At 49.8% G+C, this 23,472-nt stretch carries 21 protein-coding genes, 1 tRNA gene and 2 riboswitches; of the genes, 18 read left to right on the forward strand and 4 right to left on the reverse strand.

The window, feature by feature from the left end; all coding sequences use genetic code 11:
• Nucleotides 1-77: 77 nt before the first annotated feature.
• Both DWX26_RS11385 and DWX26_RS16765 read right to left on the reverse strand, forming a co-directional pair.
• Nucleotides 78-154, reverse strand: a tRNA-Arg gene (locus tag DWX26_RS11385).
• Between the two features lie 549 nt (nt 155-703).
• The gene (locus tag DWX26_RS16765; protein ID WP_158565922.1) at nt 704-847 is read right to left on the reverse strand and encodes a hypothetical protein; all 144 of its coding nucleotides are present in this window, start codon (nt 845-847) and stop codon (nt 704-706) included.
• Nucleotides 848-956: 109 nt separating this feature from the next.
• Nucleotides 957-1,032: riboswitch (cyclic di-GMP riboswitch) on the forward strand.
• 344 nt (nt 1,033-1,376) lie between these two features.
• On the opposite strand from DWX26_RS16765, the gene DWX26_RS11390 reads away from it, so the two are divergent.
• Entirely contained in the window at nt 1,377-2,375 is a 999-nt protein-coding gene (locus tag DWX26_RS11390; protein ID WP_117510510.1) for a DUF3878 family protein, read from the forward strand.
• Between the two features lie 300 nt (nt 2,376-2,675).
• On the opposite strand, the gene DWX26_RS11395 is transcribed toward DWX26_RS11390, so the two are convergent.
• Together DWX26_RS11395 and DWX26_RS11400 are read right to left on the reverse strand one after the other, a co-directional pair.
• Nucleotides 2,676-4,007, reverse strand: a complete 1,332-nt coding sequence (locus DWX26_RS11395; protein WP_243030642.1) for an MATE family efflux transporter — start codon at nt 4,005-4,007, stop codon at nt 2,676-2,678.
• 164 nt (nt 4,008-4,171) lie between these two features.
• The gene (locus tag DWX26_RS11400; RefSeq protein WP_117805128.1) at nt 4,172-5,008 is read right to left on the reverse strand and encodes an AIM24 family protein; all 837 of its coding nucleotides are present in this window, start codon (nt 5,006-5,008) and stop codon (nt 4,172-4,174) included.
• A 195-nt stretch (nt 5,009-5,203) separates the two neighbouring features.
• Between DWX26_RS11400 and DWX26_RS11405 the strand changes: the two genes are divergently transcribed.
• From DWX26_RS11405 to DWX26_RS11480, 17 genes are all read left to right on the forward strand, one after another.
• Complete coding sequence (locus DWX26_RS11405) at nt 5,204-5,773, forward strand: GNAT family N-acetyltransferase (RefSeq protein ID WP_118601457.1); 570 nt, start codon at nt 5,204-5,206, stop codon at nt 5,771-5,773.
• The gene (locus DWX26_RS11410) at nt 5,770-6,321 is read left to right on the forward strand and encodes a hypothetical protein (RefSeq protein ID WP_022461824.1); all 552 of its coding nucleotides are present in this window, start codon (nt 5,770-5,772) and stop codon (nt 6,319-6,321) included. The genes DWX26_RS11405 and DWX26_RS11410 overlap by 4 nt, the downstream gene beginning before the upstream one ends.
• On the forward strand, nt 6,308-6,913 hold the full coding sequence (locus tag DWX26_RS11415) for a class I SAM-dependent methyltransferase (RefSeq protein ID WP_118601458.1): 606 nt from the start codon (nt 6,308-6,310) through the stop codon (nt 6,911-6,913). Before DWX26_RS11410 ends, DWX26_RS11415 begins: the two co-directional genes overlap by 14 nt.
• 72 nt (nt 6,914-6,985) lie before the next feature.
• Nucleotides 6,986-7,402 carry a hypothetical protein gene (locus tag DWX26_RS16915; protein WP_199676804.1) on the forward strand — a complete coding sequence of 139 codons (417 nt, stop codon included), beginning with the start codon at nt 6,986-6,988 and terminating at the stop codon, nt 7,400-7,402.
• Nucleotides 7,403-7,443: 41 nt separating this feature from the next.
• Nucleotides 7,444-7,854, forward strand: coding sequence for a peptide deformylase (locus DWX26_RS11425; RefSeq protein WP_022461821.1), 411 nt, complete (start codon nt 7,444-7,446; stop codon nt 7,852-7,854).
• Between the two features lie 43 nt (nt 7,855-7,897).
• A complete protein-coding gene (locus DWX26_RS17395; RefSeq protein WP_279220572.1) occupies nt 7,898-8,023 on the forward strand; it encodes a maltose acetyltransferase domain-containing protein in 126 nt (41 codons plus the stop codon).
• 104 nt (nt 8,024-8,127) lie between these two features.
• Nucleotides 8,128-8,302: riboswitch (Lysine riboswitch) on the forward strand.
• A gap of 185 nt (nt 8,303-8,487) precedes the next feature.
• Nucleotides 8,488-9,966: an alanine/glycine:cation symporter family protein gene (locus DWX26_RS11430; RefSeq protein WP_117510525.1), complete on the forward strand. Its 1,479-nt coding sequence runs from the start codon at nt 8,488-8,490 to the stop codon at nt 9,964-9,966.
• A 117-nt stretch (nt 9,967-10,083) separates the two neighbouring features.
• Nucleotides 10,084-11,700 (forward strand): amidohydrolase, encoded by a 1,617-nt coding sequence (locus DWX26_RS11435; protein ID WP_055266833.1) that lies wholly within the window; start codon nt 10,084-10,086, stop codon nt 11,698-11,700.
• Nucleotides 11,701-11,960: 260 nt separating this feature from the next.
• A complete protein-coding gene (locus DWX26_RS11440; protein ID WP_022461817.1) occupies nt 11,961-12,599 on the forward strand; it encodes a metal-dependent hydrolase in 639 nt (212 codons plus the stop codon).
• Nucleotides 12,600-12,854: 255 nt separating this feature from the next.
• Complete coding sequence (locus DWX26_RS11445) at nt 12,855-14,114, forward strand: AfsR/SARP family transcriptional regulator (protein WP_055266837.1); 1,260 nt, start codon at nt 12,855-12,857, stop codon at nt 14,112-14,114.
• Entirely contained in the window at nt 14,111-14,461 is a 351-nt protein-coding gene (locus DWX26_RS11450; RefSeq protein ID WP_118595640.1) for a hypothetical protein, read from the forward strand. Before DWX26_RS11445 ends, DWX26_RS11450 begins: the two co-directional genes overlap by 4 nt.
• A gap of 167 nt (nt 14,462-14,628) precedes the next feature.
• On the forward strand, nt 14,629-16,347 hold the full coding sequence (locus DWX26_RS11455; protein WP_055225852.1) for a phospho-sugar mutase: 1,719 nt from the start codon (nt 14,629-14,631) through the stop codon (nt 16,345-16,347).
• A gap of 107 nt (nt 16,348-16,454) precedes the next feature.
• Nucleotides 16,455-18,644, forward strand: coding sequence for an alpha-galactosidase (locus tag DWX26_RS11460; RefSeq protein WP_117761369.1), 2,190 nt, complete (start codon nt 16,455-16,457; stop codon nt 18,642-18,644).
• A gap of 12 nt (nt 18,645-18,656) precedes the next feature.
• The gene (locus tag DWX26_RS11465) at nt 18,657-19,658 is read left to right on the forward strand and encodes a substrate-binding domain-containing protein (protein ID WP_055266843.1); all 1,002 of its coding nucleotides are present in this window, start codon (nt 18,657-18,659) and stop codon (nt 19,656-19,658) included.
• Nucleotides 19,659-19,963: 305 nt separating this feature from the next.
• The gene (locus tag DWX26_RS11470; RefSeq protein WP_117510535.1) at nt 19,964-20,986 is read left to right on the forward strand and encodes a glycoside hydrolase family 130 protein; all 1,023 of its coding nucleotides are present in this window, start codon (nt 19,964-19,966) and stop codon (nt 20,984-20,986) included.
• Nucleotides 20,987-21,004: 18 nt separating this feature from the next.
• Nucleotides 21,005-22,183: an AGE family epimerase/isomerase gene (locus DWX26_RS11475; RefSeq protein ID WP_055221154.1), complete on the forward strand. Its 1,179-nt coding sequence runs from the start codon at nt 21,005-21,007 to the stop codon at nt 22,181-22,183.
• Entirely contained in the window at nt 22,173-23,348 is a 1,176-nt protein-coding gene (locus DWX26_RS11480; RefSeq protein ID WP_022461807.1) for a glycoside hydrolase family 130 protein, read from the forward strand. Before DWX26_RS11475 ends, DWX26_RS11480 begins: the two co-directional genes overlap by 11 nt.
• Nucleotides 23,349-23,472 lie beyond the last annotated feature (124 nt).

Consider the following 23,472-nt stretch of genomic DNA (forward strand, 5'->3'; position numbering starts at 1 on the left):
CGGAAGTGAAATTACCGGGAGAAGGAGGAACAAAAAAACGCTGCAAACCCCGAAAAAAGGCTTGCAGCGGTGCTTTCTGGCGTCCCAGAGAGGATTTGAACCTCCGACCCCACGCTTAGGAGGCGTGTGCTCTATCCAGCTGAGCTACTGAGACATTTTTAAGATTTATGCAATTTTTACTGCTCGAAGGAATCGAACCATCTGCCGCTTAGGAGGCGAACCCTCTATCCTGCTGAGGTACATGGACGTATATAAAATTTTCAGTGTTGGGCGATTGCTCCAACAAGCCCTTAGGAGGCGAGTGCTCTATCCAGCTGAGCTATGACGACACATGCCGCAAACCCTTGATTTTACTGGGTTTCTGGGATTTTTCCCTTCGGCCATATATAAGATTATCAACTCTTTTTCGAGTTGTCAATCTACAGATTTTTTTACTTTGGTAACATTAGAACGTTCCCCAAATTGGGGAATGCTTTGTTGTCACCTTTGGCATTTTTCAGAATAGATTCGAACTGAAAGTTGTTTTTCATTTTTTCCCTTTGGGGAATGCCTCGGCTTTCTCTTAGGAGGGGGACGCTCTATCCTGCTGAGCTACAGAAACAAGAATTATAAATGTTTCAGCCAGGTCAGAAACAAAAATATTATACTATATTTTTGCTGCTTTTTCAAGACGAAACACATACTTGCGATTCCGCAGTTTACTTCAGGAATTTTCCATTGTGAGTACCTGATAAATTCTCTTATAGGCTTTTTCATAGGTCCAGCAGCCTTCGACATTGTTGTAGTATTCATTATTTTTTTCGACAACATATTCTAAATCGTTTTCTGTTATGAGTCTGTATTTCATCGTACACCTCCAATGTTAAAAACAGTAATCTGCCAAAATCCAGAGGTCATTATATCATATTCCGATGGGAAAGGAGAAGAGAGTCTTACAGCAATGAATTAAAATAAAAAAAGAATCTCGGCAAAGCAGTCGAAAGGCTGTGACGCAAAGCTACAGGGCCTGTAAAATGGCAGCCAGCTGCGTAAATATGGAACATTTCGGTGATGGATGGCATCGAGGCGACGAAAAAAATTCGAAACAGTGTGCGTGAGGACAATGATGTTCCGATTTTTGCGATGACAGCAAATACCTTTGCAACGGACCGCAAGCGGTGCGCGGATGCGGGCATGACGCGGGTATATTCCGAAACCGGTGAACTTAAAAGAGATTCAGACGACGCTGGACGAGAAAGTGCGGACGGCATGCGCCGGATAACGGGACGGATTAATAACAGAAAAATTTGGAGAAGGGGCTCTACTGCTTTGGATTGCAGTGGAGCCTTTTTATGGTGTATCATAGGAAGTAAAAGAAAACAGGGGAGAATCACGGAATGGAAATTGCAGAAAATATCACATGGACCGAGGAACTGGAAAGGCTGGATGTGCTTCTTTCGCAGGGGCAGTTCGAGCTGCTGCTTCCGGGTGAGCGGTACGGTGGAGGAGAAAAGGAGATCTGGCTTGTCTATCTGATGAACGATGCGGCAGAGAGCTTTCTCGTTTTTCATGACGCGGAGCTGACGGGAACGTATCAGAAGGAATACGAGGGAGAAATAGATGCTGCACTGGAAAAAGACGGGGAGCAGTACGTTCTGATCGTGCGGCAGAAAGAGACGGTGTGCACGCTGTTTTTCAGCCGCCTTTCACTGGAAGTGCATCTGTTTGATTACGGAAAAACGGGTCATTTCTGGGTGGACGGATACGAGTATCTGCGGCAGATTGAGTTCCGTATTGCGATCCTGCGGGACAAGCTGGAATACCTCGGCGAGGCGTTCTGCACCGAGGAAGAAATGCGTCTGGCATCGCTGGCCAATTTCCCGCCGCTCAATTTCTGCTGCTACCCGGCCGTGCCGGATCAGTATCTCGTACCGTCATGCCCGTGGTGGGAAGCGACGGAAGAGGCAATTACGGAGATGAAAAAACTGGCATCGGAGGCAGGCGATAAAGTGCTGCTGTGGTATCTTGCACTTTATGAAAAATGGCAGGGAAAACTCCTCGCAAAACAGATCGCAAAACTGCTGCATACGAGCCGCCACGCGAAAGTCGTGGATTTACTGGAAAAAAAACTGGCCCGCGAAGCACAGAATTATCCGAAACGACGCTTCACCGGCGAAGAAGGAACCCAGATCCGAAAAATCCAGGAGCAGGCAATGAAACGGAAAAAGATACTGGAAGCCGAAGGAAAACGCGCATCATTGCTGCGCGAGGAGCCATTCTTTTATGCACGGGATTCGGTGGAATATAAGGTCCATCTGATGATCTGGGGAACGAGAGGGAAAGAGCGGGTTGTGGAGGTTGAGACGTTTAAAATTTCCAGAACGCAACGGCAATGATCAGCTCCTTTACGGATGAGCCGGAAGTGATTCAGTTTTAATACCAGTAGACAAGAAGTCCCCCGCTTCTAAAGTGGTGGGATGAATTGTTAAAAGAAACATAACGGCAGTGGCGGGCGGAGAGAAATCGGTATCCTCCACAGACATGAGGCAAGTCACAGTCGAACTATTTTCGACATGTCAGACTCCGTGAAAATACCGACTGTGAATTGAAACAAGGGATAAGGTAAAATAGAAAGCGCTTATTTGAGGCGGGAATGAAATCTCAAATAAGCGCTTTTTCTATACGCTGCCGCCAAGTCAGGCTGCGGGCAGTTTATAATATTTCGATGTATGCTGGCGGTAGAGCAGCAGCAATCCGCGGATGCAGAGCTCGATAGCCATGGCGATCCACATGCCGCGCAGGCCGAGCGGGGTGATGAGAAGCACCGCGAGACCGAGGCGGATGACCCAGATGCTGCCAAGGTTCAGAAGGCTTGGCACAAACGTATCGCCTGTTCCGCGGAGGGCTCCGGCGGCAACGATGGAAGCGCCGAAAAACGGCTCGGCGAGCAGTTCGATGCGGAGTACCTCGGCGGCAAACGAGCGAACCTGCGGGTCAGGAGTCAGAATACTAAAGACGAACGGACAGAAGATCATCATCAGACCTCCAGTGATGGCCATCAGAACTGCGCCCATGGCAATGCAGATATTTCCGTAGCGTTTCGCCAGCTTGTAATTTCCGGCGCCGTAGCTTCTGCCGACGAGCGTTGTCGCGGCGGAACCGATGCCGTAGCCTGGCATGTAGCAGAGGCCTTCGGCGGTGACGGCGAACGAATTGGCCGCAATCGCAATGGAGCCGAGCGGGGCAATCAGCATGGTGGCAGCAACCATGGCGCTGTTCATCGCGATTTCCTGTACGGCAACCGGCACACCGATTTTGAATGCAGTTTTCAGAATTTTCGTATCAAAAACCGTTTTTTCCTTCCGGCGGAGACGCAGCCGCGGATTGCGGACACAACAGAACCAGGCACCCGTGAGGCTGATGACGGCGCAGGCCAGCATCGTTCCCATACCGGCACCCATGACACCGAAAACCGGAATCAAAAGAGCATTGAAAATGACATCGAGCACGCACATGACGGCATTTAAAATACTGGGTGTCACCATATCACCGCTGCACTGCAGGAAGGACGACATCAGCGAGTTGAGCTGGGAAAACGGAAGCATGATGGCAAACATCATAAAATAGAGCGTGGCATTCCGCCGGATCTCCTGCGCACCGCCGAGCCACCCCGGCAGCGGATGACTGATCAGAAGCCCGATCAGGCACAAAACAGCCGACACAACAAGCGCGGACGCGATGCCATGCCGCACAACATCCCTTGCCTTCTTGTCATGATTTCCCCCGATCTGATGCGCTACCTGAACAGAAAAACCGGCTGAAACCGCATAAATCGCACCGCTGAGGAGCCACGTCGTCGACGAAACCAGCCCGATCGCCGCCGAAGCATTCGCCCCAAGCGCGCCGACCATCGCGGAATCAATGTATTGCATCGCAATCGTAGTAATCTGTGTAAGAATCGCAGGCAGACTTAATCGCCCGACCTGCTGAATCTGCGGTTTCAGTTCAGTCCAGTTTATTCTATTCATCATTTTCTCCAGAACATGTATTTTATCGTATGGTTTTTCTTAAGAATGTAAAGATAAGTGCGTATTTTACGCTAACATGCTTTGAAGAAAGTGTCAATCAAAAACGAGGTTTAATTTGACTTTTTTCTATGCGTATTAGGCATAGGGGCGGAGAGGATTCGAATTTAATTTTCCGGCGGAAGGTTGTTCTTCACAGCGGGGTTCGCCTGGGTCGTGTTGGTTGCAGTCGGCAGGGAATCTGTCGGGGCGACCGGGCTCATGAGGACGCGGCCGGTTCCGCGGTAGACGTTGACGAGGCCTTCACCGCTGACGGCGGAGCCGACGAGGGTTCCGGTGGAGCGCTCTACGGTGAAATCAAGGTTGGAGGACCAGCAGACGGCGAGGTTTCCATCGATTTTCAGTTCGTCGTTTTCGAGTTCGACTTCGATCAGCTCGTCCTCAGGTACGTTGCTTTCGAGGGCAACGGCGCCTCTGCCGACGAGGCTCAGATTGAAGAAGCCTTCGCCGCCGAGGACAGCGGAGGAAATGCTCTTGCGGGCGGTCAGTTTGGTTTTGACTCTGCCGTCGCAGGCGAGGAACATGCCGTCCTCAATCGTCATTCCGGAGGAGCCCCATTTCTCGACATCCACAAGAATGATGTATTTGTAGGTCGGTTCCAGCACGAGATATCCGTCGCCGACGTACTCCGGTTTTACGGCAGATTCCTTTGTCATGGCGCCTTTGATGGCCTTTCCGAACAGGTCGCCGATCCCTTTGATTCCGGCGGTCGCCTGTACATGGCCGCCCATCCACTGCATCGCACCGGACTGGATAATCGCGGAGTGCTCCTTGTCCAGTTCAATGACAACCTGGCGGCGGCGCACATTCATTTTGCTCATGTAATACTCCTCCATGGCAGTCATCGGCGAGACGCTGGAATCCTGGAGATATTCCATGACGTGGAAATTTTCGATGGACTTGGTGAATTTCCGGTTTTCGTTTTCGAGATTTAAAATTTTCATAGGCACGTTCCTTTCTTTCATTAAGAAGAAAAATAGTGATCCGTCTTGTTTCTTTTATTATACAGGAAAGAAAGCAAAGAGCACAGAAAAATTTAGAAAAAAAGGAAATCTGGAAATCATGTTGTCCATTTTTCAGCGGAGTGATAAGATAAAGTTCAGAAAACGCAAGCAGTACGGTCAGAGGAGGAATTTATTATGAGTACAATTACTGTCAGAGATGCAAAAATAGAGGATGCCGCACGCATTCTGGAGATTTATGCTTATTATGTAGAATACACCGTCATTTCTTTCGAGTGGGACGTGCCGTCTCTGGAAGAATTTGAGAACCGCATGCGTGATATCATGAAAAAATATCCATACCTCGTCATCGAGCAGGATGGAAAAATCGAAGGTTATGCATACGCACATGCCTTTGTCGGCCGCGCCGCATACGACTGGTCGAGCGAGCTGACCATTTATCTCGATCACAATGCAAGAAAAGGAGGCCTTGGCCGGAGACTGTATGAAGAGCTGGCGGACCGCCTGAAAAAAATGGGCATTCTGAACCTCTACGCCTGCATCGGCTATCCGCAGGTCGAGGATGAATATCTGACGAAAAACAGCGCCGAGTTCCATGCGCATCTCGGATTCGAACTCGTGGGAACCTTCCACAACTGCGGCTACAAATTCGACCGCTGGTACGATATGGTCTGGATGGAAAAAATCATCGGCGAGCCGCACGCGGGACAGCCGGCAGTAAAGCCGTACAGCGAGGTTAAAGAATGAGTACGATAACGACGTATACAAGAAAACACTTCGATCCCGTACATCCTGATCCGGGGCTGCTCTGTGTGGAGGATTTTGCGCATGCGCTGCCGATGATCTGCCGCGGAAACGGCCATGTGACGACGTTCTGGTCAGTGGGAGAGCACTGCATCTGCTGTGCGAAAGAGGCTGCCGCGCGCGGCTATTCCCGGCGGCTGGTGCTGGCGTGCCTTCTGCATGACGCGAGCGAGTGTTACATGTCGGACGTGCCGCGGCCATTAAAGCAGGAGATGCCGCGGTACCGCGAGATCGAGGACCATCTGCTTTCGGTGATTTATGAGAAATATCTTGGCAGTGATCTGACGGCGGAGGAGCAGCGGATGATGAAACAGATCGACAATGATCTGCTGTGGTACGATTTGACGAATCTGCTGGAGGAGCCGCAGGCGGGGGATGCGCCGAAACTTCACATCACGCTGGACTACACGGTGCGGCCGTTTGCTGCGGTGGAACAGGAGTATCTGGAATTATTCGAACAGTATCGGGAGACGGGCGATGAGAGAGGATAAAAACGAAAACCGCTGGGACAAGCTGCTGCAGATCCACACAATGGGGCGGGATGACAGCCGGTCGGATCTGTACTGGTATCCGTATGAGCCGACCCCGTACTGCGTGCTGGAGCGGATGGCAAACACGGGGATGATCCGAAAGGGAAATACGCTGCTCGATTACGGATGCGGAAAGGGCCGCGTAGATTTCTTCTTATCGGCGCAGACCCGGTGCCGGTCCATCGGTGTGGAGTATGATGACCGGATTTATGCGAAGGCGGTGGAAAATAAAAAAGCGGCGGTCTCCGGCGCGCGGACAGAGTTTGTGCTGGAGAGCGCCGAAAATTTTCCCGTTCCTGCGGAAGTGGACCGGGTGTATTTTTTTAACCCGTTTTCGCTCGAAATTTTAAGAAAAGCAATGGCAAGACTGCTGGAATCGTACTATGAAAATCCGCGGGAGATCCAGTTGTTTTTCTATTACCCGTCGGATGCTTATATCTCGTATCTGATGACGGTGCCGGAACTGGAATTTCTCGATGAGATCGACTGTATGGATCTGTTTCCGGGCGGGGACAGCCGGGAGCGGGTTGTGATTTTTACGATTCAGGAATAAAAAGTTTTGTAACAGCAAAAACCGTGTGGAATACAAAAAAGCATGAATTATATTTGAAGAAAGGGCGTTTTTATGAAATATCAGGTAATGCGAATTGAGGAAGACCTTGATTTCGGCTGCGAGGAACGCAGCGCCGATGAGCCTGTCATGGCAGTTGTTGTTTTGAAAGATGAAAACGGAACAGAATCGCGTATCCGCCAGGAGGATCAGATGCTGTATGACTGGAACATCGAGGAGGGCGATACCGTCATTCTGAATGAAAACGGCGAATTGCGAAAAGCACTCTCCGGTGATTGGACGCAGAACTGTGATTCGAAAAATGTAGATACGACAAAATTCGTCAACATGATGCAGGTTGTCAAAGCCGGAAAACAGATCGACTGGATCTGCCCGTTCTGCGGCGGAACAGTAGAACGACTGGAGCAGGAAGGCGGAAAAACCGTAATCGGATGCACATCGTGCGATATGCAGATTCAAATAGAAAATTAAACGATTTCAGCCTTTAAGGCCGAAAGAGAAAGGAAACACAAATGGTAAAACCAATTATGAGAGACGTTCTCTTCCTCGGACAGAAATCCATCCCGGCGACAGAGGAAGATCTGCAGGTGGGAAGAGATCTGCAGGACACACTGGCAGCAAACCGCGAGGCATGCGTCGGCATGGCGGCAAATATGATCGGCGTGAAAAAACGCATCATCATCGTAAACGCCGGATTCCGCGACATCATCATGTTCAACCCGGTGATCGTCCGCAAAAGCGGCCCCTACGAAACAGAAGAAGGTTGCCTCTCCCTGCCAGGCGTGCGGAAAACAAAGCGGTACCAGAACATCGAAATCGAATACTACGACTGGAATTGGAAAAAACAACGCCAAAAATTCACCGGCTGGCCAGCCCAGATCTGCCAGCATGAGATGGATCATCTGGAAGGGATACTTATTTAGATCCTACAGCAGACAGGAGGACAGTATGACAGACAGAGAATGAATGGTAAAAGGAATCATTTACAACCCGAATGTGGAAGAGCTGGCCAAAGAGCAGTCCGGCTATATGGAGCGTCTGTGGAAGTTCAACCAGCTGAAGTCGTCAGAGGGAGACAAGAAAGTCAAATAAATCAGGACAAATTTCGAAAATATAAAATTTTTGTAAAATAATGTCGAAAAAACGATTGACAAGTAGCGAAAAGAAACATATGATAATACCTGTCAATATACATATTCGGCAATAGAGGCGCGAAGGCTAAGAGTAGCTGTCCTGAGACAACGGGGTCTGGGACGGGCAGGGAAAGGAGCATTCGCCGAAACGGGGCAGTTCCCGAAAAACTGTCTGCGTTGGGGTACAGTCGAACAGGCTGTGCACTCTCACCGTACTGGTGGAGGAGCTATTGCTTCATGAACGTAGATTTAATGGAGCAGTGGTGAAGACCGCTGCTCTTTTTATTGTACTGCAGTTGGAACCGTGACAAAAGGTTCCAGGGGTGGAAATCTGTTTGGTTGGAGAACGAAAGACGAAACGGGTGTTACAGGATACGTCTGAAGAAAACTGTTGCCGGAAAAGAAAAAAGGGAGGATTTTGACATGATAGCATTTCTTAACTGGCTGGACGGTGTCCTTTGGGGCGTGCCGCTGATCGCGCTGATGATTCTGACCGGTCTGTACTTTACCGTTCGTTCTGGATTTTTCCAGTTTCGTCACTTTGGCTGGATTATGAAGAGAACCGGCGGAAAACTGTTCCAGAAAGAAGACAAAGCAAGTGAAGGAAAGGGTATGCTTTCCTCGTTTGAGGCGATTTCGACCGCTATCGGCGGTACCGTAGGATTCGGTAATATCGCCGGTGTTGCAACTGCAGTTGCAGCAGGCGGCCCGGGAGCCATTATGTGGATGTGGCTTTCGTCTCTGCTTGGTATGATATTAAAACAGGTTGAGGTTACCCTCGGCTGCTACTACCGTCACACCAACGAAAAAGGTGAGTACTACGGCGGTCCGACTTACTACATGGAGTGCGGACTTGGCGAGGAGCGCCACTGGGGCAAGCTGTGGCTGATCCCGGCGCTCATCTTCGGCATCGGTATTTTCTCCACCTTCTTCGTAACCTCTTCCAACCTGACCGCATCTCAGGTCGTAGCCGGTGCGTTCGGTATTGAGAATATCAATCTTGGAAGCTTCAAAGTAGAAGGCGTTATCGTGATGGGCGTTCTGCTCTGCATTCTGACCTATGTCGTTACAAGCGGCGGTACGAAGAAAATCGCAAGTCTGTTCAGCAAGCTCGTTCCATTTATGAGCGTTCTTTATATCTTGATGGGAATTGGCATGATCATCATCAACATCAACCGCGTTCCTGGCGTATTTGCAGCCATCGTAACAAACGCATTTACCGGAACAGCAGCGATCGGCGGTTTTGCCGGCTGCGCAGTCAGCGAGATTATCCGTGTGGGTATGGCGCGTTCCGTATACTCCAATGAGGCTGGATGGGGTACTTCTCCAATGATCCATGCTTCCGCAAAAACACCGCATCCGGTAGAGCAGGGTCTGTGGGGATCTTTCGAGGTATTCTTTGATACCATGGTTATCTGTACGATCACCGCACTTTCCGTTATCTTAAGCGGAAACTGGACCGACGGAACGAACGGCGGAACACTTGCTTTAAGTGCATTTGCAAGCGGATTCGGCAAATTTGGAAGCATCCTTCTGGCAGTCATCATGGTCATTTTTACTGTAACGACTTCCGGCGGATGGTTCACCTACTATCTGGCAATTCTGGAGCATCTGTATAAAAAAGAAGGCAAGATGAAAGATATCGTCATGAAAATCTTCTACGCAGTCCGCGCTCTGCCGGGCGTACTGTGGACGATCTATCTGGTAAAGACAAACAACCAGGGCTTTATCTGGACTGTCGTTGATATCACATCTGCGATCCCGACCTTCGTCAACGTAGCAGTGATCCTGATTCTCTCGAACCAGTATTTCAAACTGCTGAAAGACTACAAAGCAAGAAACTTCGGCCAGGGCACGGTAGACAAGAACGCCTGCCTGTTCTACGAAGAGAAAACGAAATAAAAAATATTCAAAAGCGAATCCAGACACGCAAGAGAATAGCGTGTCTGAATTTGTATATTGCGCAAATGGGAAGAAAAGAATAGAATCAAATTTAGATGACAGTAGGAGGATAATGATATGAAAACAATTTACAAAAACGGAGCTGTCTACACCGGAAAACTGCCGCTTGTCGAAGCGTTTGCAGTAGAAGACGGCAAATTTGTTTTCGCCGGAAGCAGCGCAGAGGCAGATGCCCTTGCAGCAGCCGGCGACAAAGTTGTAGACCTCGGCGGAAAATTCGTCTGCAGCGGTTTTAACGACAGCCATATGCACCTTTTAAATTACGGAAGCTCCCTGCTGAAAGCGCAGCTTGCCGCACATACTGAAAGCCTGGAAGATATGCTCGCCTGCCTCGACACCTTCCAGAAAGAGCATCCGCGAAAAGACGGCGCATGGCTGATGGGCCGCGGCTGGAATCAGGATTACTTCACGGACGTGGACCGCATGCCGAACCGCTACGATCTTGACCGCGTATCAACCGAAGTTCCGATCTGCGCGACGAGAGCGTGCGGCCACTGCCTCGTAGTCAACAGCAAAGCGCTGGAACTCCTCGGCGTCACCGCAGATACCCCGCAGCCGGAGGGCGGAGAGATCGGTATGGAAAACGGTGAGCCGGACGGAAGATTCTTCGACAATGCAATGGAACCGGTTTACGACAGTATTCCGGTGCCGAGCAAAGAGGAAATCAAAGATATGATCCGCAGCGCCTGCAAAGCCCTGAACAGCTACGGCGTCACCAGCAGCCAGAGTGATGATTACTGCGTTTACCGCGCCGTTCCGTGGCAGACCGTCAACGAAGCATACAAAGAACTCGAGGAGTCCGGCGAGCTGACCGTCCGCGTTTACGAGCAGAGCAACTTTACCGATCTGGAATCCTTAAAAGGTTTCGTTGAGGCTGGAAATGTGACCGGCATCGGCACAGACCGCTTTAAAATCGGACCGCTGAAAATGCTCGGCGACGGCGCACTCGGTGCGAGAACAGCATTCCTCAGTCGCCCATACGCAGACGACCCGTCCACCTGCGGAATCCCGGTATTCACCCAGGAAACCATGGATGAGATGATCGGCTACGCCAATGCACACGGCATGCAGGCTGCAGTTCACACGATCGGTGATGCGTGCCTCGACCGCGTGTTAAGTGCCTATGAAAAAGCCCTTGCTGAAAACCCGAGAGAAGATCACCGCCACGGCATCGTGCACTGCCAGATCACAAGAGCCGATCAGCTTGAAAAAATCGCGAAAATGCATCTTCACGTTTACGCACAGAGCATCTTCCTCGATTACGATAACCATATCGTAGAGGAGCGCGTCGGCAAAGAGCTTGCGAGCACAAGCTACAGCTGGAAGACGCTGATGAATAACGGCGTCTCCGTCAGCAACGGAACTGACTGCCCGGTAGAGCTGCCGGATGCCCTCGCCTGCATGCAGTGCGCTGTCACAAGAACAACGCTGCGCGACCATGTCGGCCCGTACCTGCCGGATCAGAAATTCACCGTACAGGAAGCACTCGACAGTTACACGATCCGCAGTGCCGAGGCAAGTTTCGAGGAGAACGTGAAAGGCCAGATCGCAGAAGGCATGATGGCAGACTTCGTCGTACTGGGTCAGAATCCGTTTGAGGTGGATGAGAGCACGATCAAAGACATTCCGGTGTGCCGGACGTATCTTGCTGGTGAACTGGTATATGAAGCATAAAGATATAACTCAAATGAGCGATAAATGTCAAATGAAAATTCATACAATGAAGGGAAAAACGTGAAATAAGATAACCTGGAAATAGTATGGAATAAAGGCAGAAACAGAGGAGAACCTCCTGCGGCGATAAACGGTCGCAGGAGGTTCTTTTTTGATCCTGATAGGACCATACGGTCGTAAAAGAATCGAACAAATGGTTGCATAAAAGGGCGGGAATGTGCTATGATAAAGGAAATTTTACAAAAGGAAAAAACAGACAAATGCTTGGAAGAACACATTTTTTTATTGGAACAGCAGCGGCACTTGCTGTTTTACAGCCGCAGACGGTTCCCGCGCTTGTGGCCGGTGCCGGGGCTGCCGCGATCGGCGGTTTGATCAGTGACATTGATGTCGGCACTTCACAGGCGCACCGCGATGCCGATAAGATCATTACGGCAACAGTTGCAGTTGCGGTGCTCACAATTCTTGCGGAGTATAAACTGAATCTTGGAATTTACCGCCGCCTCACAAGCGACAGCAGCGTGCTGCGTCTCCTCGCCGGAACGGCAGCATTTTTGCTGATCTGCGCCTATGGGAAACAGCAGCCGCACCGCTCCTTCATGCATTCATTTGCGGCGCTGGCATTGCTGACGGCGTGCGTGGACATCATCTACCCGGATGTGTCCGCTTATTTTGCCGTGGGCTTTCTGTCCCATCTGGTGCTCGATTTTTTCAACCGGAAACCGGAAAAGCTGTTCTGGCCCTGGAAGAAGGGATTCTGCCTCGGACTCTGCTCAGCACGGGGACTTGTGAACCGCGCACTGCTCGGGTGCGGCATGGTATCTCTTGCTGTAATACTGGTGATCTCGGCGCCTGCAGGGCGGCTGATGGCTAAAATCATGCGGGCAATTTACGGATGAGATGGGATTGACAAAAAGATAACAAGACAAAGGAAGAAAAAGCAGGAATTTTTCGGTGTTAAAGTTAATATTTTATACATTTTATAGTAGGATTTTTGATTAAAATGATGTAAAATAGAAAACAGAAATCCGGCGTCCGTAATTGTTTTTGAAATGAACGAACAGGGAACCGCCGGCCCGTTACCGCAGCCGATTGCGGAGCGCAGCGCAACCGACAACAGAGATTAGAGCACAACAGGCAATACAGGAGTTAGTATGAACGAAGAAATGAAAAACCAAACAGAACAGTTACCGCTTTTAAAAGTACACATGATGGGAAGTTTTTTCCTGGAGTACGGCGACCAGCCGATTTCCTTCCGGAAAACAATGGCAACAAAATCGATGAGACTTCTGCAGATTTTCCTCTATAACAAGGACAATGGAATTTCCAGAGGAAGACTGTTGGAGAGCACATACGGAAGAGAAGATGTGGCGGACGCGGCAAACAGCCTGCGTGTCGGCGTACATCGCCTGAAAAGAAGCCTTGTCGAGGCAGGACTTCCGCAGTTTGAGTACATTTATACACAGAAAGGCGTTTACCACTGGACCAGCCCGATGCCGGTCGAGGTAGATGCGATTGATATCAAAAATAAGATCCTGGAAGCAGGAAAAGAGACAGACGAGAAAGCGCGCATGGATCAGATGATCGAAGCACTGGAGCTGTACACCGGAGAGTTCCTTGCAGATTTCGGCGAGGAAGAGTGGGTACAGGCGGAGCGCGCGCAGCTGAAAAAAGTATATTCCGATGCACTGAAAGAAGTAAGTGAGTATCTTCTGAAAAACGAGGAGTTCGATGAGCTGCAGAAACTGACTTCTGTTGCTTCCGAACTGTATCCGTTCGACGAGTGGCAGGCAGTCCAGATGCAGGCGCTGATCGGCCTGGAGAGATACAAAGAGGCCATGAAACTGTACGAGCAGACCTCGAAACATTACTTTGAAGAGCTTGGCGTTACACCGAGCGAGAAACTGGTGGAGCAGTACCGCTATCTGGGAAGCCGCATGGGCAGCAGACACCGCGTGATCGAAGAGGTACAGGCAGATCTTCAGGAGAGCCCGGGAGAAAAGGGCGGAGCATTCTTCTGTTCCCTCGCCGGATTCCGTGACTGCTACCGACTTGTTTACCGTATGTCCGAGCTGAACGGACAGATGCCGTGGCTGATGCTGTGCACCATTACAGACGGAAAAGGTTACCCGGCAAAAGGCGGTCCGCGCCTTGACCGTATGTCCGAAAAGCTGCTTGAGGTAATGAAACGCAGCCTGCGTCATTCCGATTTCTTTGCAAAATACAGCCCGTCCCAGTATGTGATTCTGCTGCAGGGCGGCAGCCAGAGAGGATGCGAACTCGTCTACAAGAGAATCAGCGAGCGCTTCTCCGAGGAGAAAAAAGGCTGGGCAAAGAATCTGAAATACAGTGCACTGCCGGCAATTCAGACCGAAAAAGAGCTTGAGTTCTTAGAAGGAGACGATGTTTTATGATTCGCGTACAGCTGCTTGGAAGATTCCGCATGTACGATGAAACACGCTGCCTCAACGAGGAAGCGATTCATTCCCCGATGATCACAAAGCTGCTGGTTTATATGATCTGCAACAAAAACCATATCGTAACACTGGAACAGTTAACCGAAGCACCCTGGACGGATGAGGAGAGTGAAAATCCGTACGGAGCACTGAAAAATATGATGTACCGTCTGCGCGGAACGCTGCGGAAGGTATGGCCGGTTGAGAGAGGATCATGCCTGCTATATGAAGGCTGTCATGGAACTGACGAAAAGCCTGGAGCACCGCAGACCGCAAAGGAAAAGTACAGGTTCTCAGTGATCTAAAAGAGCTTTATCAGGAACCAAGAGAATTAGAAAAAATAAATTAATTTTTAAGTTGACAGCAGACTAAACAAATGGTAACTTTAAGCTGTGATGAAACGAGCTTAAATCCAGAAAAAGTCTGCTGTCTTAAGTTAAATAAAGTACAACAGACAGGGAGGATAACAAACATGAGTTACAGAGAAGTATATGAAAAATGGTGCAATGATCCATATTTTGATGAGGCATCCAGAGAAGAGCTGAAAGCACTCGAAGGAAATGAGGCAGAAATCGAAGACCGTTTCTACCGTCAGCTTGAGTTCGGTACCGGCGGACTCCGCGGTGTCATCGGAGCGGGTACCAACCGCATGAACATCTACACCGTACGCCAGGCAACCCAGGGCCTTGCCAACTACATCATTTCCCAGAACGGACAGGAAAAAGGCGTAGCCATCGCACACGATTCCAGAAGAATGTCTCCGGAATTCGCACGCGAAGCAGCACTCTGCCTGAATGCAAACGGAATCAAAACGTATCTGTTCGAGTCCCTGCGTCCGACACCGGAGCTTTCTTTTGCTGTCCGTGAATTCGGCTGTATTTCCGGTATCGTCATTACCGCAAGCCACAACCCGAGAGAGTACAACGGATACAAAGTATACTGGGAGGACGGCGCACAGATTACACCGCCGCACGACAAAAACATTCTCGCAGAGGTAGCAAAAGTAACCGAGTTTTCTGCCGTTAAAACGATGGAAGAAGATGATGCAAGAGCAGAAGGCCTGTTCCAGGTCATCGGAACCGATTTTGATGACCGTTACGTCGCAAAATTAAAAGAGCAGAGCATTCATCCGGAAATCATCAAAGATGCGGCAAAAGATATGAAGATCGTCTACACACCGCTTCACGGAACCGGAAATGTGCCGGTACGCCGCGTTCTGCGCGAGCTTGGCTTTAATCAGGTTTACGTTGTAAAAGAGCAGAAAGTGCCGGACGGAAACTTCCCGACGGTGGCTTACCCGAACCCGGAAGACGAGAAAGCATGGACACTGGCGCTGAAACTGGCAAAAGAAGTAGACGCTGACATCATCCTTGCAACCGACCCTGATGCAGATCGTCTCGGCGTTTATGCAAAAGACAGCAAGACCGGCGAGTACGTAAGCTTCACCGGAAACATGTCCGGTATGCTGATCGCAGAGTATATTCTGCGTGAGCGCACCAAGAACGGAACCATGCCGGAGAACCCGGCACTCGTTGAGACGATTGTTACGACCGATATGGCAAAAGCAATCGCAAAAGCTTATAACGTGGCACTGATCGAGGTTCTGACCGGATTCAAATACATCGGCGAGCAGATCAAATTTTTTGAGCAGAGCGGTGCACACAATTATGTATTTGGTCTGGAAGAGAGCTATGGCTGCCTGGCCGGAACATATGCAAGAGATAAAGATGCCTGCGTGGCAGTTATGATGCTCTGCGAGGTTGCTGCATACTACAAACAGCAGGGCAAAACACTGTGGGATGCCATGGTGGATATGTACGAGGAGTACGGCTACTACAAAGAGGGTCTTGCAACGATGACCTTAAAAGGTATCGACGGTGCAAAAGAGATCCAGACCATGATGACCAACTTCCGTGAGAACCCGCCAAAAGAGCTGGGCGGTTTCCAGGTTCTTGCCGTACGCGATTACAAAGCAGATGTACGCCAGGATCTCGTAAGCGGAGAGAAGAGCGCGACCGGACTTCCGTCCTCCAACGTTCTTTACTATGAGCTGGAAAACAACGCATGGTGCTGTGTGCGCCCATCCGGTACTGAGCCGAAGATCAAATTCTATTTCGGCGTAAAAGGCACATCCCTTGAAGATGCAGCCGAGAAACTGGAAAAATTAAAAAATGCAATGGTAACTGCTTAAACGCTGTGTGATATAGAAACAAAAAAAGGCCTCAGCCCGGCGGGTGAGGTCTTTTTGTACAAAAATCGGCCCGGCGGATCAAGCTTACCTGAAATAAGGAGAAGAAAATGGCGATTTTATATTATGATGAGAAAAAGCTTTTTCAGTTAAATACAGAGAATACGACGTATGTGATCGGCCTGAGCCCGGAAGGCTACGTCGGACATGTTTACTATGGACCCCTTCTGCACGGAGAGCCGGATCTGTATCCGCTCCGCATGGATGAGCCGCCGTTCACCCCGTCCGTCAATAAGAGAGAGAAATCTTCGTTCCTCGACCGTTTTCCAATGGAATACCCGACCGGAGGAGTCGGCGATTACCGTGAGAGCTGTCTGAATATAAGAAATGCACAGGGCCGTATGGGATGTGAGATTTTCTTTGATTCCTATGAAATTTTCAAAGGAAAACGCCCGCTGACCGGTCTTCCAGCTTCTTTTGGAACCGAGGACGAAGTAGAAACTCTGGAAATCACCTGCAAAGATCCTGTTCTTGATCTTGTTGTTGTCCTTTCCTACTCTGTTTTTACAAAAGAAAACGTTATCACCCGAAGTGTCCGCGTGAAAAATGAAGGCAGTGAAGCGCTGAAGGTAGAGAAAATCTACAGTGCCTGCCTCGATATGGACAACGAAGACTTTGAGATGCTTTCTCTTCATGGATCCTGGGGAAGAGAACGCCACATCCAGCAGGGTGCGCTCCGTTACGGAAAACAGCTCGTTTCCTCCGGAAAAGGAGAGTCCAGCCATCAGGAGCACCCGTTTGTGGCCCTGGTGACACCGGGAACGGATCAGGAGCGCGGCGAGGTTTACGCAATGCACTTCGTATATTCCGGCAACTTTATCGGACAGGTGGAAAGATGCCAGTTTGATACCGTTCGTATGGTCATGGGTATCAACCAGGAGGAGTTCTGCTGGAATTTAAAAGCCGGCGATGAATTCCAGGCGCCGGAGGTTGTTATGGTCTACTCTGCCGAGGGACTTGGCAAAATGACGCGTTCCTACCATGCATTTTATCGCAGACATATGATCCGCAGCCCGTACAACCACAAAAAACGCCCGATTCTGATTAACAACTGGGAAGCAACTTACTTTGATTTTGATACCGATAAACTCCTCGATATCGCAAGAGAGGCAAAAAAAGACGGCATCGAGATGCTTGTTATGGATGACGGCTGGTTCGGAAAACGAAATAAAGACGATTCTTCCCTCGGTGACTGGGTTGTCAACGAAGAGAAGATCAAAGGCGGCCTGAAAAATCTGGTTGACAAAGTGAATGAAATCGGTCTTGAATTCGGTATCTGGTTCGAGCCGGAGATGATCTCCCCGGACTCTGATCTCTACAGAGAGCACCCGGAATGGGCGATTCAGATTCCGGGAAGAGAAGCGACTGAGATCCGCTGCCAGTACGTGCTGGATCTCTCCCGCCCGGAAGTGCAGGATTATGCGTATGAATGTGTGGCAAAAATCCTGCGCAGTGCAAACATCAAATACGTGAAATGGGATATGAACCGTCAGTTAAGCGACCTGGGAAGCACCTACCTGGACAAAGATTCCCAGCAGGAGCTGTTCCACCGCTACGTGCTCGGTATGTATGCGATGCAGGAGCGTCTGATACAGGAGTTCCCGGATCTGCTTCTGGAGAACTGCTCCGGCGGCGGTGCACGTTTCGATCCTGGAATGCTTTACTACAGTCCGCAGATCTGGTGCTCCGACGACACCGATGCGATTGAGCGTCTGGAAATCCAGGAGGGAACAGCCCTCATTTACCCGCTCTGCTCAATGGGTGCACACGTCAGCGTATGCCCGAACCACACGGTTGGCCGTGTAACTCCGTTTACAACGAGAGGCCATGTGGCACTGGCCGGAACGTTCGGCTATGAGCTTGATATCACAAAACTGCCGGAAGAAGAGAGAAAGCTGATTCCGGAGCAGACCGCAATGTATCACAAATATCATGAACTGATCCGCGAGGGAGAGTATTACCGTATTCTTTCCAGCCGTGAAAACCACAGATCCGACTGCTGGGCAGTAGCATCGGAGGATAAAAGCGAAGTGCTTGTGACCTACGTACAGGTGCTGGCACAGGCAAATATGCCGTCCCGCAAGGTTCGCCTGCGCGGCTTTGATCCGGCGAAAAAATATCGTCTGGAGGGAACCGATGAGGTTTACAGCGGCGAGATGCTGATGAATGCCGGTTTCCGGATGAAAGATTTCTGGGGTGATTTCGTCAGCAGACTGTATCACTTTGTTGCAGTAGACTAAGGAGCAACGGATATGGCAAAAGTAAGATTGGCAGATATTGCAAAGGTGGCGGGCGTCAGCGCCGTCACCGTGCATAACGCGATTACAGGACAGAAAGGGGTCAGCGATGAGATGCGCGCCCGGATTCTGGAAATTGCAAAGGAAATGGGGTACCGCCAGCCGGGAAGCGGAGCGAGAAATACACAGGGAAAAAGCCTGCGCTGCATCGGAGTGGTGATTCCGGAACGGTATCTGGCAGAGTATACGACATTTTACTGGAAAATGTATCAGGAGATGGCACTGGCGGCGACGGAAAAGAGCTGTATGGTGACCGTGGAGATCCTGAAACAGGAGATGGAAGATGAGATGATCGTGCCGTGCATCGCCAAGGAGCAGACCGTCGATGCACTGATCCTTATGGGAGACACGAGCCGCGATTACATCCACTATCTGAAGAAAAACGTGGATCTTCCGATCGTATTTCTGGATTTCTACGACAATGAGCTGGCAAAAGATGCCGTGATCGCAGATAACTTTCACGGAATGTATCTGATGACGGAATACCTGTATGAGCATGGCCTTACCAAGCTGGCTTTTGTCGGTTCGATTCATTTTTCCAGCAGTATCATGGATCGGTACTGCGGTTTTTCTAAGGCTGTTCTGGAACACCGCGATGTGACACCGGCGGAATGGATTCTGGAGGACCGTGATGAGCGGGGCCAGATCGAAATTCATCTCCCGGAACAGATGCCGGAAGCGTTCGTCTGCAACTGCGACCTGACCGCCGGCCTTCTGATGCTCGAGCTGGAAAAACGCGGCATCTCCGTGCCGGAGGACGTTTCCGTTGTCGGCTTCGATAATTACCTGTATCCGGGTTTCCCGGATCTCAAGATCACTTCGTATGAGATCAATACGAAGGCGATGGTAAAAGTAGCGCTCGAAAAAGCGCTGAAGCAGATCCGCGGCGCGGCATCCGGCAAAAATATGGAAATTGTCTCCGGACAGCTGGTGCCGAAAGAGAGCGTAAAGCTTTGATTTTTATAACTGAATTATAAATTAAGAAACGGGGCATTTTGAAATGCCCCGTTTTTGTACATATTACACAACAAAGTCACTTAAAAATTGACAGTATCTAACGGAACTTATTTTTTAAGTAATTTCCAGTTGAAAAATTAATCATCTATGTTAAAATTAAGCTAAAGGACTGGGCGTGAGGGTGATAAAACACGGCGGTTCGGAGAAAAAAGAATGAAAAAACAAGATTCTGTCCACTAACAGAAACTTAAAAAAACAAAGTACAACTCATAAACAAACAATATTTTTCATGGAGGTTTCAAAAAATGAGCGAAGTTAAAATTATTGGAGATGCTGTCAAAAATATGCCATGGCAGGAAGGCCCGGCTGAGTTTTCCGGTGCACCGGTATGGAGATACAGCGAGAATCCGATCATCGGAAGAAATCCGGTGAAGGAAGTAGCAAGAATCTTCAACAGCGCCGTTATGCCGTACGGCGACGAGTTCATCGGAGTATTCCGTGGTGAGCAGACAAACGGAATCCCGTACATCTACCTTGGAAGAAGCAAAGATGCGATCCACTGGAATTTCGATGAGAACAAAATCCAGTTCGTTGACGAAGAAGGCAAACCGTTCATGCCGGTTTACGCATATGACCCGCGTCTTGTAAAAGTAGAAGATACCTACTACATCATCTGGTGCCAGGACTTCTACGGTGCAGCCATCGGAATGGCAAAAACAAAAGATTTTGAAACCTTCGTACGTGTGGAGAATCCATTCCTTCCATTCAACAGAAATGCCGTTCTCTTCCCGAGAAAAATCAACGGCAACTTCGTGATGCTGTCCCGTCCAAGCGACAGCGGCCACACACCGTTCGGTGACATCTTCCTGTCCGAGAGCCCGGATATGCTGTACTGGGGCAAACACCGCCACGTCATGAGCAAGAGCCCGGAGTGGTGGGAGTCCTTAAAGATCGGCGGCGGCGCAGCTCCGATTGAGACCAACGAAGGATGGCTGCTGTTCTACCACGGTGTAAGCGGCACCTGCAATGGCTATGTATACAGCATCGGCGGCGCAATCCTCGACAAAGAGAATCCGTCCATCGTAAAATACCGCTGCCAGAACTTCCTTCTGACACCGGAAGAGTGGTATGAGGAGAGAGGCTTCGTTCCGAACGTAACCTTCCCGTGCGCAACCATTCACGATGCAGAGACCGGAAAGATCGCGATCTACTACGGCGCAGCCGATACGTATGTAGGACTGGCATTCACAACCGTAGATCTGATTGTAGATTATATCAAGAAAAACAGTGTCGTACGCGAGTCTGACACCGAAATTGGAAGAAGATAAGAAAGAAGGAAAGAAAAGATGCAGTCTTTGGCAAAGGAAGTAAAGCAGGAGCTTACTGGACGGATCGTTCCGTTCTGGGAGGGCTTAAGAGATGAGGAATACGGCGGATTTTACGGCTATCAGGACTTTGATCTGAACGTGCAGAAAACGTATGAGAAGGGCTGCATCTTAAACAGCAGAATTCTCTGGTTTTTCTCGAATGCGTACCTGACCTTAAAGGACGAGAAGCTGCGCGCCGATGCGGAGCATGCGTACCGCTTTATGAAACAGGCGTGTGTGGACCGCGAGTACGGTGGCGTGTTCTGGTCTGTCACCTACGACGGAAAACCGCTCGATACGACAAAGCATACGTACAATCAGGCATTTGCAATTTATGCGCTGTCTACGTATTTTGATGCGACGGGCGACACCGAGGCGCTGGAGCTGGCAAAATCGCTGCAGCAGATCATCGAGACACACTGCACCGACGAGTACGGTTATCTCGAGGCATTTACCCGCGATTTCAAGCCGGAGAGCAATGAAAAGCTCTCGGAGAACGGCGTCATGGCAGAGAAGACCATGAATACGCTGCTGCATGTTTTCGAAGCATATACCGAGCTGTACCGCGTGACAAAGGATCCGTTTACCGGTGACCGTCTCCGCTTTATGATGGATCTCTTCGCGGATAAAGTATATAACAAAGAAAAAGGCCGTCAGGAAGTATTCTTCGACCGGACATGGAATACGCTGATTGATCTGTATTCTTATGGCCATGATATCGAGACTTCCTGGCTGATCGACCGGGGTACAGAAGTGCTCGGCGATCCGGCTTACCGGGAAAAACTGCTGCCGATCACCGGAGAGATTGCGGAAAATATCTACAACACGGCATACAAAAATCATTCGCTGATGAATGAGTGCGAGCGCGGTGTGGATGATACCACAAGAGTCTGGTGGGTACAGGCAGAAGCAGTCGTTGGATTTTTAAATGCATGGCAGAAAAAACCGGAGGAAACAAAGTATCTCGATGCGGCAAAAGACATCTGGGGCTACATCAAGGAATATGTGATCGACAAACGAGAGGGGTCTGAGTGGTTCTGGTGCGTGAATGCAGACGGAAGCCCGATTCATGAGCCGATTGTAGAACCGTGGAAATGCCCGTATCACAATGGACGTATGTGTATGGAAGTAATTGGGAGGTTAAAAGATGCTGAATAAACAGTATTATGTGGAAAAAGCCAAGGTAGACCGCCTTGTGGCAAGAAAGAACACAAAAGCAGATTTTTACAACGGTATTTATGACCGCTATGAGTATCCGGTGCTGACAAGAGAGTTCGCTCCGGTTCACTGGAGATATGATCTGGATGAGGAGACGAATCCGTACTTTATGGAGCGTCTCGGCATCAACGCTGTGATGAACTCCGGCGCGATTTATCTGAATGGAAAGTATTATCTCGTTGTCCGCGTGGAGGGCAATGACAGAAAATCTTTCTTTGCTGTTGCAGAGAGTGATACTGGTATCGACGGATTCCATTTCTGGGATTACCCGGTTGTGCTGCCGGATACCTGCGCAGAGGAAACCAACGTTTATGACATGCGTCTGACCCAGCACGAGGACGGCTGGATTTACGGAGTGTTCTGCTCTGAGAGCAAGGACAAAAACGATCCGGATCTGTCCGCGGCTGTTGCTGAGGCTGGTATCGTAAGAACGAAAGACCTGAAGACCTGGGAGCGTCTGGACAACCTGAAAACCTTACGTTCTCCGCAGCAGAGAAACGTTGTTCTGCATCCGGAGTTCGTAGACGGAAAATATGCCTTCTACACCCGTCCGATGGATGGTTTCATTGAGACCGGAAGCGGCGGAGGAATCGGCTTCGGACTCTGCGATGATATCACACACGCTGTCATCGACGAGGAGAAGATCATCAGCAAACGTATTTATCATACCCTGACCGAGTCCAAAAACGGTGCTGGAGCAGTGCCGATCCGAGGTAAGAAATGCTGGATCAACATTGCACACGGTGTAAGAAATACAGCAGCAGGCCTTCGCTACGTTCTGTATGTCTTCGGTACCGATCTGAACGATCCGTCCAAAGTCATTGCAGAGCCGTCCGGTGTATTCCTGGTTCCGCTTGGAAAAGAGAGAGTCGGAGACGTTTCCAACGTTGTATTTACAAACGGCGCGATTGCGCGTGAGAACGGAGAGGTTTACATCTACTATGCATCCTGCGATACAAGAATGCATGTAGCAACTACCACAATCGACAAACTCGAGGACTATCTGTTCAACACACCGCAGGATCCGCACAGATCCCCGGACTGCGTAAAACAGAGATGCGAGCTGATCTCCAAAAACCTGGAGCTGCTGAAAAACGAGAAATAAAAGCGTCCGCTGCGGCGCATGAAAAAAGGAGCTGTTCTCTTTACGGGAACGCTCCTTTTTTCATGCATATTATTTGTTTTTGGGTTTCTGATCGTCGATGGAAGTTAAAATTCCATAGAAGAGG

It is taken from the genome of Blautia sp. AF19-1, from assembly GCF_003479155.1.
GTDB lineage: Bacteria > Bacillota > Clostridia > Lachnospirales > Lachnospiraceae > Fusicatenibacter > Fusicatenibacter saccharivorans.

Excerpts from the sequence above, each read along its gene's own strand:
- DWX26_RS11450 (WP_118595640.1), top strand. The coding sequence starts at position 14,111 with ATGATTCGCGTACAGCTGCTTGGAAGATTCCGCATGTACGATGAAACA.
- DWX26_RS11425 (WP_022461821.1), top strand. The coding sequence starts at position 7,444 with ATGGTAAAACCAATTATGAGAGACGTTCTCTTCCTCGGACAGAAATCC.
- DWX26_RS11475 (WP_055221154.1), top strand. The coding sequence starts at position 21,005 with ATGCAGTCTTTGGCAAAGGAAGTAAAGCAGGAGCTTACTGGACGGATC.
- DWX26_RS11470 (WP_117510535.1), top strand. The coding sequence starts at position 19,964 with ATGAGCGAAGTTAAAATTATTGGAGATGCTGTCAAAAATATGCCATGG.
- DWX26_RS11455 (WP_055225852.1), top strand. The coding sequence starts at position 14,629 with ATGAGTTACAGAGAAGTATATGAAAAATGGTGCAATGATCCATATTTT.
- DWX26_RS11415 (WP_118601458.1), top strand. The coding sequence starts at position 6,308 with ATGAGAGAGGATAAAAACGAAAACCGCTGGGACAAGCTGCTGCAGATC.
- DWX26_RS11405 (WP_118601457.1), top strand. The coding sequence starts at position 5,204 with ATGAGTACAATTACTGTCAGAGATGCAAAAATAGAGGATGCCGCACGC.
- DWX26_RS11435 (WP_055266833.1), top strand. The coding sequence starts at position 10,084 with ATGAAAACAATTTACAAAAACGGAGCTGTCTACACCGGAAAACTGCCG.
- DWX26_RS11440 (WP_022461817.1), top strand. The coding sequence starts at position 11,961 with ATGCTTGGAAGAACACATTTTTTTATTGGAACAGCAGCGGCACTTGCT.
- DWX26_RS11465 (WP_055266843.1), top strand. The coding sequence starts at position 18,657 with ATGGCAAAAGTAAGATTGGCAGATATTGCAAAGGTGGCGGGCGTCAGC.
- DWX26_RS11400 (WP_117805128.1), bottom strand. The coding sequence starts at position 5,008 with ATGAAAATTTTAAATCTCGAAAACGAAAACCGGAAATTCACCAAGTCC.
- DWX26_RS17395 (WP_279220572.1), top strand. The coding sequence starts at position 7,898 with ATGGTAAAAGGAATCATTTACAACCCGAATGTGGAAGAGCTGGCCAAA.
- DWX26_RS16765 (WP_158565922.1), bottom strand. The coding sequence starts at position 847 with ATGAAATACAGACTCATAACAGAAAACGATTTAGAATATGTTGTCGAA.
- DWX26_RS11460 (WP_117761369.1), top strand. The coding sequence starts at position 16,455 with ATGGCGATTTTATATTATGATGAGAAAAAGCTTTTTCAGTTAAATACA.
- DWX26_RS11445 (WP_055266837.1), top strand. The coding sequence starts at position 12,855 with ATGAACGAAGAAATGAAAAACCAAACAGAACAGTTACCGCTTTTAAAA.
- DWX26_RS11430 (WP_117510525.1), top strand. The coding sequence starts at position 8,488 with ATGATAGCATTTCTTAACTGGCTGGACGGTGTCCTTTGGGGCGTGCCG.
- DWX26_RS11480 (WP_022461807.1), top strand. The coding sequence starts at position 22,173 with ATGCTGAATAAACAGTATTATGTGGAAAAAGCCAAGGTAGACCGCCTT.
- DWX26_RS11395 (WP_243030642.1), bottom strand. The coding sequence starts at position 4,007 with ATGAATAGAATAAACTGGACTGAACTGAAACCGCAGATTCAGCAGGTC.
- DWX26_RS11390 (WP_117510510.1), top strand. The coding sequence starts at position 1,377 with ATGGAAATTGCAGAAAATATCACATGGACCGAGGAACTGGAAAGGCTG.
- DWX26_RS11410 (WP_022461824.1), top strand. The coding sequence starts at position 5,770 with ATGAGTACGATAACGACGTATACAAGAAAACACTTCGATCCCGTACAT.
- DWX26_RS16915 (WP_199676804.1), top strand. The coding sequence starts at position 6,986 with ATGAAATATCAGGTAATGCGAATTGAGGAAGACCTTGATTTCGGCTGC.